Source organism: Rhizobium sp. 01L419, from assembly GCF_056400025.1.
This window is the reverse complement of record NZ_JBFTSM010000017.1, coordinates 155,009-171,251: the sequence shown is the minus strand read 5'-3', so window position 1 is coordinate 171,251 and position 16,243 is coordinate 155,009. Positions and strand designations below refer to the sequence as shown.

The 16,243-nt window shown below is 62.0% G+C and carries 13 protein-coding genes; 4 read left to right on the top strand and 9 right to left on the bottom strand.

The genetic code is table 11. The annotated features are described in order from the left end of the window. The 6 genes from AC1DUP_RS28430 to AC1DUP_RS28405 form a co-directional block, all read right to left on the bottom strand. Positions 1-345 (bottom strand): alcohol dehydrogenase catalytic domain-containing protein (locus AC1DUP_RS28430; protein WP_477836040.1); only part of this gene is annotated, 345 nt, incomplete at its 3' end. Positions 346-663: 318 nt separating this feature from the next. Beyond that, entirely contained in the window at positions 664-1,287 is a 624-nt protein-coding gene (locus AC1DUP_RS28425) for a flavodoxin family protein (RefSeq protein ID WP_113509300.1), read from the bottom strand. Between the two features lie 135 nt (positions 1,288-1,422). Continuing rightward, positions 1,423-1,974, bottom strand: a complete 552-nt coding sequence (locus AC1DUP_RS28420; protein WP_113299474.1) for a hypothetical protein — start codon at positions 1,972-1,974, stop codon at positions 1,423-1,425. Positions 1,975-2,186: 212 nt separating this feature from the next. Beyond that, positions 2,187-3,266: a TIGR01620 family protein gene (locus AC1DUP_RS28415; protein ID WP_113299473.1), complete on the bottom strand. Its 1,080-nt coding sequence runs from the start codon at positions 3,264-3,266 to the stop codon at positions 2,187-2,189. After that, positions 3,263-4,738 (bottom strand): YcjX family GTP-binding protein, encoded by a 1,476-nt coding sequence (locus tag AC1DUP_RS28410; protein WP_477836037.1) that lies wholly within the window; start codon positions 4,736-4,738, stop codon positions 3,263-3,265. The genes AC1DUP_RS28415 and AC1DUP_RS28410 overlap by 4 nt, the downstream gene beginning before the upstream one ends. 74 nt (positions 4,739-4,812) lie before the next feature. Further along, complete coding sequence (locus AC1DUP_RS28405) at positions 4,813-5,307, bottom strand: SixA phosphatase family protein (RefSeq protein ID WP_113299471.1); 495 nt, start codon at positions 5,305-5,307, stop codon at positions 4,813-4,815. A 277-nt stretch (positions 5,308-5,584) separates the two neighbouring features. Between AC1DUP_RS28405 and dksA the strand changes: the two genes are divergently transcribed. Next, the gene (gene dksA, locus AC1DUP_RS28400; RefSeq protein WP_113299470.1) at positions 5,585-6,004 is read left to right on the top strand and encodes an RNA polymerase-binding protein DksA; all 420 of its coding nucleotides are present in this window, start codon (positions 5,585-5,587) and stop codon (positions 6,002-6,004) included. A 97-nt stretch (positions 6,005-6,101) separates the two neighbouring features. On the opposite strand, the gene AC1DUP_RS28395 is transcribed toward dksA, so the two are convergent. After that, positions 6,102-7,232, bottom strand: coding sequence for a flagellar biosynthetic protein FliO (locus AC1DUP_RS28395; RefSeq protein WP_477836034.1), 1,131 nt, complete (start codon positions 7,230-7,232; stop codon positions 6,102-6,104). 287 nt (positions 7,233-7,519) lie between these two features. Here AC1DUP_RS28395 and cckA point away from each other — a divergent pair, with 287 nt between their 5' ends. Further along, complete coding sequence (cckA, locus tag AC1DUP_RS28390; protein WP_477836032.1) at positions 7,520-10,123, top strand: cell cycle histidine kinase CckA; 2,604 nt, start codon at positions 7,520-7,522, stop codon at positions 10,121-10,123. A 75-nt stretch (positions 10,124-10,198) separates the two neighbouring features. Here the strand turns inward: cckA and AC1DUP_RS28385 are convergent, their stop codons facing one another. Continuing rightward, on the bottom strand, positions 10,199-11,125 hold the full coding sequence (locus tag AC1DUP_RS28385; protein WP_113299467.1) for a pseudouridine-5'-phosphate glycosidase: 927 nt from the start codon (positions 11,123-11,125) through the stop codon (positions 10,199-10,201). A gap of 30 nt (positions 11,126-11,155) precedes the next feature. After that, positions 11,156-12,100 carry a carbohydrate kinase family protein gene (locus tag AC1DUP_RS28380; RefSeq protein ID WP_477836030.1) on the bottom strand — a complete coding sequence of 315 codons (945 nt, stop codon included), beginning with the start codon at positions 12,098-12,100 and terminating at the stop codon, positions 11,156-11,158. A gap of 229 nt (positions 12,101-12,329) precedes the next feature. On the opposite strand from AC1DUP_RS28380, the gene recA reads away from it, so the two are divergent. Both recA and alaS read left to right on the top strand, forming a co-directional pair. Next, positions 12,330-13,421: a recombinase RecA gene (gene recA / locus AC1DUP_RS28375; protein ID WP_477836028.1), complete on the top strand. Its 1,092-nt coding sequence runs from the start codon at positions 12,330-12,332 to the stop codon at positions 13,419-13,421. A 153-nt stretch (positions 13,422-13,574) separates the two neighbouring features. Then, complete coding sequence (gene alaS / locus AC1DUP_RS28370; RefSeq protein WP_477836026.1) at positions 13,575-16,229, top strand: alanine--tRNA ligase; 2,655 nt, start codon at positions 13,575-13,577, stop codon at positions 16,227-16,229. Positions 16,230-16,243 lie beyond the last annotated feature (14 nt).

Below are 16,243 nucleotides of genomic sequence, written 5' to 3'. Positions count from 1 at the left end.
CGTGACCTTGGCGGGATCGGGATTGGAGCGTTCGCAGCCCGAAAAGAAGCCTCGTTTGCAGAAGAAGCATTCGCCGCAGGAAATGGTGAAGGGAACGACGACGCGGTCGCCGATCTTGAGATTGCTATTGTCCTTGCCGAGTGCGACGATCTCACCCATCGTCTCATGGCCCATGATATCGCCGCTGTGCATGTCGGGCATGACGCCGTTGAAGAGGTGAAGATCGGAGCCGCAGATCGCACAGGCCGTGACCTTGATAATCGCGTCGCGGCCATCCTCGATCTCGGGATCGGGAACGCTTTCGCAGCGTATGTCATGCTTGCCGTGCCAAGTGAGGGCCTTCATCACATTCTCCTTTTCTCCGTCGTAGAACTGCTCACTGCCGGAAATGATCCCAACGCAATCACGAATATTAAGGTGAGGGCCATGAAGGGCCGGGGAGGTTCTTCTACCGAGACGGCAGTCAAGCTGTCTCAAAATCCCTCAAGGAGAATCTATCATGGCAAACCAAGGCGGTTCACACGAACAGCATGTGAAGGCCGGCCAACAGAGCCACAAAAACAGCCGATAACCTTTGAAACAATCGAAATTAGCCCGCAAAAGCGGGCTTTTTTCATGTCTTCGGATGTTGTCGGCTGCATGTGTTTTTGGCGGATCCAATATTCAGCCGCCGCTATCGTCCTCGCCTGGATACTGCTTCTCCTTGAGCAGCCCGGCCAGATGAACCGTGTTGCGCGCCAGCATGTCGACCGTCGTCGTGACGACTTCAGGCACGTCGTCGAGATCGACGAAATTGGTGCTGCCCATGGCTTCGCCCACCCAGTAAGCCACAGCATTGGCGGGGATAGTGAAGCCGACATCGTTCAGCGCCTGATAGAGTTCCGCCGAGACATGATGGGCACCGTCCTCATTGCCAACAACGGCGACGGCCGCGACCCGTCCGTAAGAGATCATGCGGCCTTGCTCATCTTTTTCTTCCAGAAATGCATCCATGCGCTCCAAGGCGCGCTTTGCGACACTGCAGGGCTGGCCCATCCAGATGGGCGTGCCGAGGATGAGGATATCGGCGTCGAGGATCGTCTTGCGAATATCGGGCCAGGCATCGCCCGGTCCCTCATCGGAGGTGACACCGGGCAGGATGTTGTGATCGGCGAGACGGATCGTTTCGGTCTCGACGTCTTCCTTGCGCATTGCCTCGGCAATGAGCGACAGCATCCGGTCGGTTGAGGAGGGCTCACCGCCGCTCGATTTCAGGGTGGCATTGAGGGCAACGGCTTTGAGGGGCACGATCGATCTCCACGTTGTTCGTTCGCACACAACCTGGGACGATGCTCATGGTTCCCCACGCCTGAAACGCAAAAGCGGCGGAAAACCGCCGCCTCAGGAAAATTTGTTCGTAGTCAGAGACTTACGGCAACTTGTTCACTCGATCGAGCCGACAGCCATTTCATCGACCTGGCGGGTCAGGGTCAAGCCAATGACAGGGATCATCTGGCTTTCGACCTTGACCGAAACGGTGACGTTCATGGTCTTGTCGTCGCGAACGCGGGCAATCATCGCGCCGTTCAGCTTTGAGCGATTGATGCCGACGACGACGGTGTCGTTGGTGACGGCGCCGGAGACGATATCGAGGCCCTTGCCTTCAGCGCCGTCCAGGAACTTGCCCTTGTAGGTGGAACCGGACTGCGAGATGACGGCGCTCATCGGCTGCTTGAAGACGCCAACGCGGCAGGTACCGTCGAGCTTGATGCCGGCGGGGGAATCATCGGCCGGCGATCCGACAAGATTGCACGTGAATTTCGTGCCCTTGTACTTGCCGGCGACGATTTCGCCCGGACCCTTCCAGGTACCGGAGACGGATTCGAAGAAGGCCTTGTCGCGGGTCGCCGCAGAGGCATTGGACGTGACGTCTGCCACCGGAGACAATGCCGCGGCGGCCAGGCCGCATACAAAAAGAAACTTGCGCGAGTACATGGATTTTCCTTGGCAAACACCACTCGGGAACTGGCACGAAGTTTTGCCGGAGAATGGTTAATGCTTTCTTTCCGAGGCGCCGAAATGCGTGGGAATACAGGGGCTTTCGCAAGGTCAGGATTCTGAGGTTGCGCCTTTAGCACATTGAATCCGCTTGAATTTTTTGCGTCCAAAGCGAAAAGGCATGAATATGTCAAAATCTGGCGTCTTGCTTAGGAATTACCATTGCGCGCGGTCATCGAGGGCGTCAGGTCACCGATGAAATCGCCGATTCCCGGCCGTTTCAACGCCCGGAACGTCAGCGGACGGCAGAGATCCATGGCGGCAATGCCGATGCGCGCCGTCATCAGCCCGTTGATGACGCCTTCGCCGAGTCGGGCCGAGAGCTTCGAGGCAAGCCCGTGGCCCAGCACCTGCTGCACGAGGCTGTCGCCGACGGCAATCGAACCGGTCACCGCAAGGTGGGCGAGAACATCGCGCATCAATCTCAGCATGCCGAGCGTGCCGGGACGACCGCCATAGAGCTCGGCCATGGCACGGATGAGACGCGCCGATTCATAGAGGACATAGAGCAGGTCGACGATGGCGCGCGGGCTGACGGCCGTGACGATCGAGACGCGCTTTGCAGAGTTGACGATCAGCGCGCGAGCTCGCCGGTCCAGCGGGGCGAGCAGTTCGCGCTCGGCAAGTGCAATCAAGTGCGGGGGATCGATGACCTCGCCCTCGGTTTCCTTGAGCGTGGCTCGACCTTTTGCCGTCTCGGGCTTGTTGCCGAGAAGGCCCGTCAGGCGAGCGATAACCGCGCGAGCCTTCGCTGGCCGGGTTTCAACGATCGCCGCATCGGCTTCAGCCTTGATGATCTGCACCGCGGCAAGCCGCATCATGCCCGCCGTTTCCCGGATGACGATGGCGATGACGGCAAGGATGCCGATCGCCAGGACAGCAAGCGCGGTATAACCCAGCCAGTCGGCGCGACTGAAGAGATCGCGGATCAACCGATCGGTCCAGAGGCCAAAGGCAAGCGACAGAAGAATGCCGAAAGCGCCGGCGGCGATGCTGGCGAACGAAGTTCGGCGCTTGCGTGGAGCGGCGACCGGCAGCGGGCTCAGATCCTGTTCCGGATTGAGGAAGGGATCTTCCTCGTCAGGCGTCAGCACAACCTCCCCCGTGAAGCTCGCAGGCTTGCGGCGCTCGGCGCGCGGGGCTTCGGGCGCCGCGTTCTCTTCCTCGTAGGTGAAGGCGGCGGGGGCCCGGCGTGGCTGATTGGGCTGGTCGATCGGCGGCTTGCTCATGCGAGGCGGTCTCCGAACAGGAACTGCATGGCGCGGTCGAGGCGGATATGCGGCACGGAGAGTTTGATACCGCCGCCGGTTTCCTCAAGCTGCGGCGGGCGGAAGCGCACGACATTGACGTCGGGCAGCTCGACCGAGGCGTCGCCGGCCTCGATGCGCTCGAATAGGGATTCGGGATTTTCCGGAAGATCGCCAGGGAAGATCGCCGTCTTGCGCTCGCCGTCGAAGATCTCGCCGGCAATCTTTTCGCCTGCGATGGGTGTTCCGACGATGACGGGCAGGTCGTTGCCGTCGCGGCGCACAGTTGCCTCCCGCGTGGCGCGCACGGAGGCTAGCGCCATGACATCGATGCCGGCGCCGGCCATGCCGATACGGTCGATGGCGCGGTCGACGAGACGGCGCGTCAGGCGATCCAGCCGGTCGTGGCTTTCGTGGTGCAGATGGTCAGCCTTGGTGGCGGCGACCAGAACGCGGTCGATGCGACGGCCGAGCAGCGAGGAGAGGACGGAATTGTTGCCGGGGCGGAAGCAGGCGAGCACATCGGTCAGCGCCCGTTCCAGATCCTGCACGGCTTCAGGCCCGCGGTTCATGGCCTGCAGCGCATCGACCAGCACGATCTGCCGGTCTAGGCGAGCGAAATGCTCGCGGAAGAAGGGTTTGACGACGACGGACTTATAGGCCTCGTAGCGCCGCTCCATCATCGCCCAGAGGGAACCGCGCTCAGGCCTTCCGTCCGGGGGCAAGGCAAGGGGCGCGAAGGTCAGGGCAGGCGACCCATCGAGATCTCCAGGCAACAGGAAGCGGCCGGGCGGCAGGGTGGAAAGCGAGCGCTCGTCGGCCTTGCAGGCCTTCAGGTAGTCGGCAAAGCTGGTTGCGAGGTCGCGGGCCACCATTTCATCGGCCGAGGCGGTAATGTCTGTCGCCTTCGTCAAGGCCAGCCAGCCGCTCGACAGTTCGGCGCGGATGCCGGTTGCGGCAAGTGCGATCGTTTCCTCGCTGAAGGTACGGAAGTCCTTGCCGAGCAGTGGCAGGTCGAGCAGCCATTCGCCGGGATAATCGACGATATCGATCGACAGCCGGCCGGGCGAGAACATGCGCGTCCAGGAACTGGCGCTTTGATAATCGAGCGTGATGCGCAGCTCGGAAATCGCGCGGGTGGAATCCGGCCAGATGCGCTCCTTCACCAGCGCGCGGATATGATCCTCGTACTGGAAGCGCGGCACTGCATCATCGGGCTGCGGCTCCAGACGCACAGCCGAAACACGACCGGACTGCACCGCTTCGAACAGCGGCAGGCGGCCACCGTGCAGGAGATTGTGGACCAGCGAGGAGATGAAGACCGTCTTGCCGGAACGGGAAAGTCCGGTGACGCCGAGCCGGATGGTCGGATTGACCAGACCGCTGGCGCGGTCTGCAAGATTGTCCAGCGCGATCAGCGCATCGTCGGCAAAGGATGTCAGGCGTGGCGGCAAATCGGAATCCCTGATGGCACTGCCTGCAATATAGGGAAGGGCCGCTGCCTGAAAAAGAAGCGGCGCGAAAAGCTCTAATCGATAACGAAATCGACCAGTCGCCAGATAGAGGCCGACGCATCGTGATCGATGACGGCAAGACCTGCGGTCGGGAAGCCGGTCGGCAACGCGGCGACCATCGCCTCTTGGCCGATCAGCGCCTGCAGGGCCTGCTCCATGGTCGGGTTGTGGCCGACGAGCATGACGGTGCCCGCATCCTGCGCATCGATGATTTCGAGATATGTATCGACCGAGGCGTTGTAGAGCGTGTCGACGAAGCGCATGTCGAGCGTTTCGCCCATGGCGCGATGCACGGCCTCGGCGGTGTCACGGCAGCGAAGCGCGGTCGAGCTGATCAGGACGTCCGGACGGTAGCCCTTGTCGGCGGCGCGGTCGGCGACGATCTCGGCATCGCCGAAACCCTTCTGGTTCAGCGGGCGGTCGAAATCGCGCTGTCCGGGCTCGGCCCACGCGGCTTCGGCATGACGAAGGAGATAGATCCGGTTGGGCGGAGGCAGGAGGGCGGCCATGGGCAAATCCAGCTTCTAACGGAGCCTTTTCAGTAGCGGTTGCGATCCGGCAACGTCAACCGTCCGAAGGCTCCCAACGGCGCAAAAGCACGGTCCCAACACGGCATTTTGAAGGCGAAGCAAAAATTGCTGTTCGGAATAATGATGGGAAAATAGACTGTTAGCTAAAATTTGTGACAGATTTAAAAATCTGTTTACCTGTCTATTTTGGCTTGAATCACGGCTAGCGCTTGGGATATACAGCCGGCCAGATGAGATGTTCTTCAGGAGAATCGCGTTGAGTGAGAAGATCGATCTTAGCAATTATGCTCCCTCGGAAGACGAGGAGTTCATGAACACGAACCAGCGGGCTTACTTCAGAGGCAAACTGGTCGCGTGGAGAAACGACATCCTTAGAGAAGCGCGCGAAACTCTCGACCATCTGGCAGAAGAAAGCGCAAACCATCCTGACCTCGCAGACCGTGCATCCTCTGAAACCGACCGGGCTATCGAACTTCGCGCCCGTGACCGTCAGAGAAAGCTGATCTCCAAGATCGACGCAGCGCTGCAGCGCATTGAAGATGGCACCTACGGCTATTGTGAGGAAACCGGCGAACCGATCGGCCTCAAGCGTCTCGACGCCCGCCCGATCGCCACGCTGTCGATCGAGGCGCAGGAACGCCACGAGCGCCGCGAGAAGGTTTACCGGGACGAATAATCGTTTCAAGACCGGCAAAGAATAAAGGCACCGCGAGACGATCGCGGTGCCTTTTTTGGTTTTGGCGCTCTTCGCTCCGGGCCCCTAGGCCGCGGCTTTACTTGTCTCGGTTGACGCTCATTTCGCCGAAGATGCGGGCAACTTCCTTTTGAAGTGCTGCATCAGCGCCCGTGATCGGTGCCATTTCGGGGTCGCGGCGCGGCATTGATCCAGGCTGAGAGGCGCCGGGATGCTGGGCAGGGCGCGCCTGCTGCGCATTGGGCGCGGGAGCCACGCGATCTGCGGCAACATTGCCGGTTATTTCCTCATCGAGGACGCGCTGGAAATCCCGGCGGATGGCGGCCGATTGCGCGCCGCCGTCTTCCGTTGCGACCGGTGCACCGCGCGAAACGGGCGGCGTGGAAACCTCCGGTTCGATGCGCTGCTGCGGCAGCACGCGCTGGCGGGCTGCATCGAGGATATCGGCGGCGTTGGCCGCATCCGGCATCGGCTGCGGAGCGGGACGTTCGGGCTGGCGCGGCTGAACCTGTGGCGGGCGCTGCAGACCGTCACGCTCGGCTGTGAGGGGCGGAGCCGACATCTGCGGAGCGGAACGTTCCGGCTGGCTGGACATCGGCTGGCCCGGCGTTTGCTGAGCGGACGTTTGCTGAGCGGACATGGGCGGGGCAACGGCCGGAGCGACCAGGGGTTCGGGCCGCTGGCGGATAGGCTCGGCCGGCGGCGCGATGACTGGGGGGGCGATGACGACAGGTGCAGGTGTCGGCGCCGGTGTATAGGTTTCGAAATCGGGTTCGGCGCTTGCAGCAACAGGCGGAGCGACGGAAGCGGCGACCGGCTGCGGCTGCGGTTCGCGGCGCGGCTGGATGACGGCCCGCTCCGGGACGACTGGGCGTTCTTCGACCGGCTGCGGGCGGAACTCAGCAACCGTTTCGACTTCGGGTTCCGGCAGGATGCGGCTTTCGATGACAATATCAGTGGGGCCGCCGATCATGACGAGATGTTCGACATTGTCACGCCGCACCAGCACGAGGCGACGGCGGGCATCGACAGCGGCGGCATCGAGGACCTGAAGGCGCGGCTGGCGGTTGCGGCCGCCACGGACGAAGGGCGAGGGCGCACGGTTGCGCATGAACCACAGGATGGCGATGAGCAGGATGAGGGCAATACCGACACCGCCGGCTGCAAGCAGGAAGCGGCTACCGTAAGCTCCTACAACATCATCGAACATAGGCACTCACTCCATTTCGCATTATGGCACAACAGACGACTTTTCCGCTCCTTAGGCAAGAGCTGGCGGGTCTGTCCAGTCGCCGCCGAACGCGATTTCGTGTTGTGCAACCTATTTGATAGAACGGGGTCAGGGGCAAACTGGCGCGTTTGCCTGTGAATTCAAGCAGTCTGATGAAAGCCTGCTGTTTTTGAGGGCGCAGCAAGTTGATAAGAAGGGATAGACTGCCTGATTCCTGCTGCGTATCGGTGTACGCACGCAGCCGGAAGGGCTCATGCGAGGAATAAATGACGAAATCGCGTCAGGTCGACGACTATAACGCGCCGCTTGTGGATCGTGGGGGGCGTTCTGGCACGGCAATACGCATCATCCTGCTGGCGATCGTGCTGATTGCGGCGGCCGCGGCCTTTGTCTTCTTCAAGGATTCGCTCGGCAACGAGCTGGTGCTCGGCTGTCTCGGCGTGCTCGCCATGGTCGGCATCTTCTTCCTGGTATCCTCGGTCATCGGCTTCATCGAGGTGATGCCGCAGCGCCAGTCCGACAGCTTGGCGCGCGCCTTTTTGAACAGCCACCCCGATGGATCGCTGATCACCGACGACAAGGGCCGCATCGTCTACGCCAACGCCGCCTATGGGGCGCTGACGGGCGCCCGCAAGGCGACCGAGGTGCAGACGCTGGAGACGTTGCTGTCGCGCCACCGCGAATCGAACGAGGCGCTCTACCGGCTGGTGAACGGCCTGCGGGAAGGCCGCGAAGGCCGGGAGGAATTCCGCCTGCTGCGTGCCGTCGGCCCCGGAAGCAGCGCCGGCGCCCATTGGTACCGCCTGAAAGCTCGTCTCTTGACGCCGGAAGAGGGCGACGGCAAGCCGCTGCAGATCTGGCAGATCACCGATATCACCGCCGAGCGCGAGGATCAGGAGCGCTTCTTCAAGGAATTGCAGAACGCGATCGATTATCTCGACCACGCTCCGGCAGGCTTCTTCTCCGCCGGACGCAAGGGCGAGATCTTCTATCTGAATGCGACGCTTGCCGAATGGCTGGGCCTCGACCTCACCAAATTCATGCCGGGCTCGATGAACATCGGCGATCTGGTGGCGGGCGAGGGGCTGGCGCTGATCCAGTCCGTACAAGCCGAGCCGGGCTTCAAGAAGACCGTGACGCTCGAACTCGACCTGCGCAAAACGAACGGCCAGAGCCTGCCGGTGCAGATCATCCACCGCGTCACCTCCATGCGCGACGGGGCGCCCGGTGAAAGCCGCACGATCGTGCTGACGCGCGACAAGGACGGCGAGAACGGACAATCTGCTTCTGCGGCTGCCATGCGCTTTACGCGCTTCTTCAACAACACGCCGATGGCGATCGCCTCCGTCAATGGCGATGGCAAGATCCTGCGCACCAATGCGCCCTTCCTGAAGCTCTTCTCCAATATCGTCTCGCGTGACGACCTGGAGCGTGGCGCGCTGATGGAAACGATCGTGCAGGAAAGCGACCGGCCGCAGCTTGCCGCGGCACTCGCCGCCGCCAAGGACCGGCAGGGCGATATCGCGCCGATCGATTCCCGCACGCCGACGGACGATGCGCGCTTCTTCCGCTTCTACGTGAATGCCGTCATCGACCAGAGCGACGAGGCGCCCGAGGAGGCGGCAATCGTCTATGCCGTCGAGGTGACCGAGCAGAAGGCACTGGAAGCGCAGATGGCGCAGACGCAAAAGATGAATGCGGTCGGTACCCTTGCCGGTGGCATCGCGCACGACTTCAACAATGTGCTGACGGCAATCCTGCTGTCCTCCGACCACCTGCTCTTGCAGGCGCGGCCTGCCGATGCGAGCTTCGCCGACCTGATAGAAATCAAGCGCAACGCCAACCGCGCGGCGGTGCTGGTGCGCCAGCTTCTCGCCTTCTCGCGCAAGCAGACGATGCGGCCGACGGTGCTGAACCTGACTGATGTCGTCGGCGACCTGCGCATGCTGGTGGACCGGCTGATTTCGGGCACCAACGTCAAGCTCGACGTCGAATATGGCCGCGATCTCTGGCCTGTCAAAACCGATCTTTCGCAATTCGAGCAGGTGCTGATCAACCTCAGCGTCAATGCCCGCGACGCCATGCCCAATGGAGGCACGCTGACGCTGCGGACCCGCAATCTGTCGGCCGCAGAGGTCGCCGCCTTCAACTATTCCTACATGCCGCATGAAGACATGGTGCTGATCGAGGTGACCGATACAGGCACCGGCATTGCGCCCGAGATCATGGACAAGATCTTCGAGCCGTTCTTCACGACCAAGGATGTGGGCAAAGGCACCGGTCTCGGCCTTGCCATGGTCTATGGCATCGTCAAGCAGTCCGGCGGTTATATTCAGCCGGAATCTGAAGTCGGCAAAGGCACGACCTTCCGCATCTTCCTGCCGCGCCATATCGTCGAGCCGGCGGTTGCGGCCGAAGGGGAAGCCGCTGATCAGGCAGTTGCAGCCGGCGGCGCGCAGATTGTCGAACTGGTCCAGCCCCAGCAGCCGGAAGACCTGACCGGTTCGGCTGTCATCCTGCTCGTGGAAGATGAGGAAGCGGTGCGCCGCGGCGGCAAGCGCATGCTGGAGACGCGCGGCTATACGGTCCACGAGGCTGGGTCCGGCGTCGAAGCCCTCGAAATCATGGAAGAGCTGGAAGGCAAGGTCGACATCGTCGTCTCCGACGTCGTGATGCCGGAAATGGACGGGCCTTCGCTGCTGCGCGAGTTGCGCAAGAAATATCCGGATATGAAGTTCATCTTCGTTTCCGGCTATGCCGAGGATGCGTTCGCCCGCAACCTGCCGCCGGAGGCCAAGTTCGGATTTCTGCCGAAGCCGTTTTCGCTGAAGCAGCTGGCGGTGGCAGTGAAGGAAACGCTGGATAGCTAAAGCTTTTGCGGGGGGGTGTCCGCCGGCACGACACGTCTACAGGAACGGGGCGGGTCTAGCCCGCCCCATCAATCCTTATTCTCCAAGCGCCACGGCAATCTCAGCCGCAAGCCGCGCATTGTTCTCCACCAGCGCAATATTCGTCTTCAGGCTCTGCCCGTCCGTCAGATCGAAGATCGTGCTCAGCAGGTAAGGTGTTACCGCCTTGCCGGTGACTTCGTCGCGTTCGGCGCTGTCGAGGGCGCGCTCGATGTAGATTTCCATTTCCTCGCGGGCGATTTCGTCGGCTTCCGGAACCGGATTGGCGATCAGCATGCCGCCGTCGATGCCGAGCTGTTCGCGGGTGGTCTGGAAATTGGCGATCGCGGCCGGGCTGTTCAGGGTGAGCGGGCTGCGGATGCCCGAGGCGCGCGACCAGAAGGCCGGGAATTCATCGCTCTCATAGGTCACGACGGGCACGCCGCGGGTTTCCAGCACTTCCAGCGTCTTCGGAATATCGAGGATCGCCTTTGCGCCGGCGCAAACGACGATGACGCCGGTGCGGGCCAGTTCTTCGAGATCAGCCGAGATATCGAAGGTTTCTTCAGCACCGCGATGGACGCCGCCGATGCCGCCTGTCGCAAAGACCTTGATGCCGGCCCGCGCTGCCGCAATCATCGTCGCGGCAACCGTCGTCGCACCCGTGCGGCGCTCGGCGATGGCGAAGGCGAGATCGGCGCGCGACACCTTCAAGACATCCTTCGCCTGGGCGAGTTGCTCGAGCTCAGCGGCCTCAAGGCCAATATGAAGTGTGCCGTGGATGACAGCGATGGTGGCGGGAACCGCACCCTGATCGCGGATGATCGATTCGACGCTGCGCGCCATCTCGATATTGCCGGGGTAGGGCATGCCATGCGTGATGATGGTCGATTCGAGCGCCACGATCGGGGCGCCGCGCTGCTTGGCGGCGGCCACTTCCTTCGAATAGGAGATCGGCAGCAGGGGCGAAATGGGTTTGGTCATGATCGGTGTCCCTTTATCGATGGTGCCGCTTCATTGCAGAATTCTCGCCGCCGGGACAAGCGAAAGCATGTCGCGGATAAGATCCGGCGAGAGATTTTCGTTCACGGCGTGCCGTGACTGGACAGTAAGGGCGGCTGCAGCCGTGCCATGGCGCACCGCTTCTTCCAGCGGCAGGCCGTGCATGAGGGCCGAGAGCGTGCCGGCTGCCAGAGAATCTCCGGCGCCGGTGACATCGGCCACTGTCTCCGAGATCGGCGGCTGTAGGACGAGCGCACGATGGTCATTGAAGGCGACGAGCTCGCGCTGGCCGCGGGTGACGACCGCGCCGCTGACGCCGATGTCACCGAGCAGGGACGGCCAAGCGGCAGCATCCTCTGGCCGGTGGCCGACAAGGGCTGCAGCCTCGGCCTCGTTGAGGAAGAGATAGTCGATGCCGTCGAGGCAGGGCAGGAGGCGCACCACCTTGGCCGGCGAGATGGCGATGGCCGCCACCGGCTTGCCGAGCGCCTTTGCCCTTGCGACGATCGCAGCTGCCGTTTCCTCCGGCAGGTTGGCGTCGAAGAGAATGAAATCGGTAGCGGCGAAGGCATCGCGCACCCAGCGGATCGACAGACGCCGCGGCACGAAGAAGCGGTAGAGCTCCATATCCGCCAGCGCGATGACCAGATTGCCGTCCCTCTCAATGATCGCCGTATAGCTCGGCGTCTTGCGGTCGAGGAAGACGAAGGGGCGGTCGTCTATCCCCGCAAAGTCGGCCGCCTCGCTCACCGTCTCGCCGATCGGGTCGCCGCCGCGCGGCGAAATCATCGTCACGTCGAAGCCGAGTCGAGCCAGATTGCGGGCCGCATTGAAGCCGCCGCCGCCCGGTTCCTCGAACCATGTCCCGGGGTTGCTGGCGCCGGGTGCCGTCTCGCCGGCAATGCGGCCGCGACGATCGATATGGGCACCGCCGAGAACGAGAATCTTGCCGCTCATTTCTGCTCTCCCAAAGCGAATCGAATAGGCTCCGAAATATCCGCATTCAGCCCCGGTGGCTTATTAAGCCGTTGCTTTGCATCGATAAAACAAAAATAGAACACAGGCCGTTTTACCTTTTTCTTTCAATTATTTGCAACCCCATTGCGAAATAAGAACAAATCAGGTACAAACTTCGCATCAGCGGCGACATTGCTTGAGCAGCGTCAATAACCTAAAGGTGGATCGAATGTCTCAGAATTCATTGCGGCTCGTAGAGGACAAATCGGTGGATAAAAGCAAGGCGCTCGAAGCGGCACTCTCACAGATCGAGCGGTCGTTCGGCAAGGGCTCGATCATGAAACTCGGTTCGAACGAGAGCATCGTCGAGATCGAAACAGTTTCCACGGGTTCGCTCAGCCTCGATATCGCGCTCGGCATCGGCGGCCTGCCGAAGGGCCGCATCGTCGAAATCTACGGTCCGGAAAGCTCTGGTAAGACGACGCTCGCTCTGCAGACCATTGCCGAAGCCCAGAAGAAGGGCGGCATCTGCGCCTTCGTCGACGCCGAACACGCTCTCGATCCGGTCTATGCCCGCAAGCTTGGCGTCGATCTGCAGAACCTCCTGATCTCCCAGCCGGACACAGGCGAGCAGGCGCTTGAAATCACCGATACGCTGGTGCGTTCCGGCGCCATCGACGTCCTCGTCGTCGACTCGGTCGCCGCACTGACGCCGCGTGCCGAAATCGAAGGTGAAATGGGCGACAGCCTGCCAGGCCTTCAGGCTCGCCTGATGAGCCAGGCGCTGCGCAAGCTGACGGCTTCGATCTCCAAGTCGAATACCATGGTGATCTTCATCAACCAGATCCGCATGAAGATCGGCGTCATGTTCGGTTCGCCGGAAACGACAACTGGTGGTAACGCGCTGAAGTTCTACGCCTCCGTTCGCCTCGACATCCGGCGCATCGGCCAGGTCAAGGAGCGCGAAGAGGTGATCGGCAACCAGACGCGCGTCAAGGTCGTCAAGAACAAGATGGCGCCTCCCTTCAAGCAGGTCGAATTCGACATCATGTATGGCGAAGGCGTCTCCAAGACCGGCGAACTCGTCGATCTCGGCGTCAAGGCCGGCATCGTCGAGAAATCGGGCGCCTGGTTCTCCTACAACAGCCAGCGCCTCGGCCAGGGCCGCGAAAATGCCAAGACTTTCCTGCGCGACAATCCGGATCTCGCGCGCGAGATCGAAACGGCATTGCGCCAGAACGCCGGCCTGATTGCCGACCGCTTCCTGCAGAATGGCGGCCCTGACGCCGGCGACGATGCAGGTGATACCGGCGACATGTAATTCGCCCTGACCACTGAATCAAATTCGTACCGGCCGCATTCCTTCACGAGAATGCGGCCGGTTTTGTTTGTTCGCTGGACAGTGGCAAGGTCGAACGATAAAAGCCGATGAATTTGGTTTTACCTGCCTGCTGGCAGCATCGAAGGGCATGAAATGAGCGGTGTGAACGATATCCGGTCGACCTTCCTCGACTACTTCAAGAAGAACGGCCATGAGATCGTTTCATCGAGCCCGCTCGTGCCGCGCAACGACCCGACGCTGATGTTTACGAATGCCGGCATGGTGCAGTTCAAGAACGTCTTCACCGGTCTCGAAAAGCGTCCCTATTCGACGGCGACGACCTCGCAGAAATGCGTGCGCGCCGGCGGCAAGCATAACGACCTCGACAATGTCGGTTATACCGCGCGCCATCTGACCTTCTTCGAAATGCTCGGCAACTTCTCCTTCGGCGACTATTTCAAGGAGAATGCGATCGAGCTTGCCTGGAAGCTCGTTACTGAAGGTTTCGACCTTCCGAAGAACCGTCTGCTGGTGACCGTCTATTCCGAAGACGAGGAAGCCGCGACGCTGTGGAAGAAGATCGCCGGTTTTTCCGACGACAAGATCATCCGCATCCCGACCTCTGACAATTTCTGGCAGATGGGCGATACCGGCCCCTGCGGCCCGTGCTCGGAAATCTTCATCGACCAGGGCGAGAATGTCTGGGGCGGCCCTCCCGGCTCGCCGGAAGAGGATGGTGACCGGTTCCTGGAATTCTGGAACCTCGTCTTCATGCAGTTCGAACAGACCGAGCCCGGCGTTCGCAATCCGCTGCCGCGTCCGTCGATCGACACCGGCATGGGCCTGGAGCGCATGGCCGCCGTTCTCCAGGGTGTCCAGAGCGTGTTCGACACCGACCTGTTCCGCACATTGATCGCCACCATCGAGGATACGATGGGCGCCAAGGCTGAGGGCAGTGCCAGCCACCGGGTCATCGCAGACCATCTGCGCTCCTCGGCCTTCCTGATCGCCGATGGCGTTCTGCCGTCGAATGAAGGCCGCGGTTACGTGCTGCGCCGCATCATGCGCCGCGCCATGCGCCATGCGCAGCTTCTCGGCGCCAAGGAACCGCTGATGTACAAGCTGCTGCCGACGCTGGTGCAGGAGATGGGCCGCGCCTATCCGGAACTGGTGCGCGCCGAGGCGCTGATCTCCGAAACACTGAAGCTCGAAGAAAACCGCTTCCGCAAGACGCTGGAGCGCGGCCTCTCGCTTCTCTCCGACGCGACCACGGACCTTTCCAAGGGCGATATGCTTGACGGTGAGACCGCCTTCAAGCTCTACGACACCTATGGCTTCCCGCTCGACCTGACACAGGACGCACTGCGCGCCCGCGAGATCGGCGTCGACATTTCCGGCTTCACCGATGCGATGCAGCGCCAGAAGGCAGAGGCACGCTCGCACTGGGCCGGTTCCGGCGAGAAGGCGACGGAGACCGTCTGGTTCGAGCTCAAGGAAAAGCACGGCGCGACCGAATTCCTGGGCTACGACACCGAAACGGCTGAAGGCGTGGTGCAGGCGATCATCAAGGATGGCGCTGTTACGACCGAGGCCAAGGCCGGCGACAAGGTGCAGATCGTCGTCAGCCAGACACCATTCTACGGTGAATCCGGTGGCCAGATGGGCGATACCGGCGTGATCTCGTCCGACCATGGCAAGATCGAGATTTCAGATACGCAGAAGCGGGGCGAAGGCCTTTTCGTGCATCTGGGTACGGTCATCGAAGGCGTGTTCAAGGACGGCGATGCGGTCGTGCTGACGGTCGATCATGCGCGCCGTTCGCGGCTACGTGGCAACCACTCGGCGACCCACCTGCTGCATGAGGCTCTGCGCGAAGTGCTCGGCACCCATGTCGCCCAGAAGGGTTCGCTGGTCGCGCCCGAGCGCCTGCGTTTCGACGTTTCGCATCCGAAGCCGATGTCGGCAGAGGAGCTTAAGGTTGTCGAGGAGATGGCCAACGAGATCGTTTTGCAGAACGCGCCTGTTACGACACGCCTGATGAGCGTCGACGATGCGATCGAGGAAGGCGCGATGGCGCTCTTCGGCGAGAAATACGGCGATGAAGTGCGTGTCGTTTCGATGGGCACGGGTCTGCATGGCGCCAAGGCCAACAGGCCCTATTCGATCGAACTCTGTGGCGGCACGCATGTGTCGGCGACCGGCCAGATCGGCCTCATTCGTATCCTCGGCGAAAGCGCCGTTGGTGCCGGTGTCCGCCGTATCGAAGCGGTGACCGGTGAATCGGCTCGCGAATATCTCGCCGAGCAGGACGACCGCGTGAAGACGCTCGCCGCATCGCTGAAGGTGCAGCCTTCAGAAGTGCTGACGCGCGTCGAGGCGCTGATCGATGAGCGTCGCAAGCTGGAAAAGGAACTGGCCGATGCCAAGCGCAAGCTCGCCATGGGCGGCGGGCAGGGTGGTTCTGCCGATGCCGTGCGCGAGATTGCCGGCATCAAGTTCCTCGGCAAGGCCATAGCCGGCGTCGACCCGAAGGATCTCAAGGGCCTCGCCGATGACGGCAAGGCCAGCATCGGCTCCGGCGTGGTGACTCTGATCGGCGTTTCCGAAGATGGCAAGGCCAGTGCGGTCGTCGCCGTGACGCCCGATCTCGTCGGCCGCTTCAGTGCCGTCGATCTGGTGCGCGTCGCATCCGCCGCGCTCGGCGGCAAGGGCGGCGGCGGCCGTCCTGATATGGCCCAGGCCGGCGGCCCTGACGGAGCCAAGGCCGACGAGGCGCTCGAGGCCGTTGCGGTCGCGCTCGCCGGCTGATCACTGGCCTGACA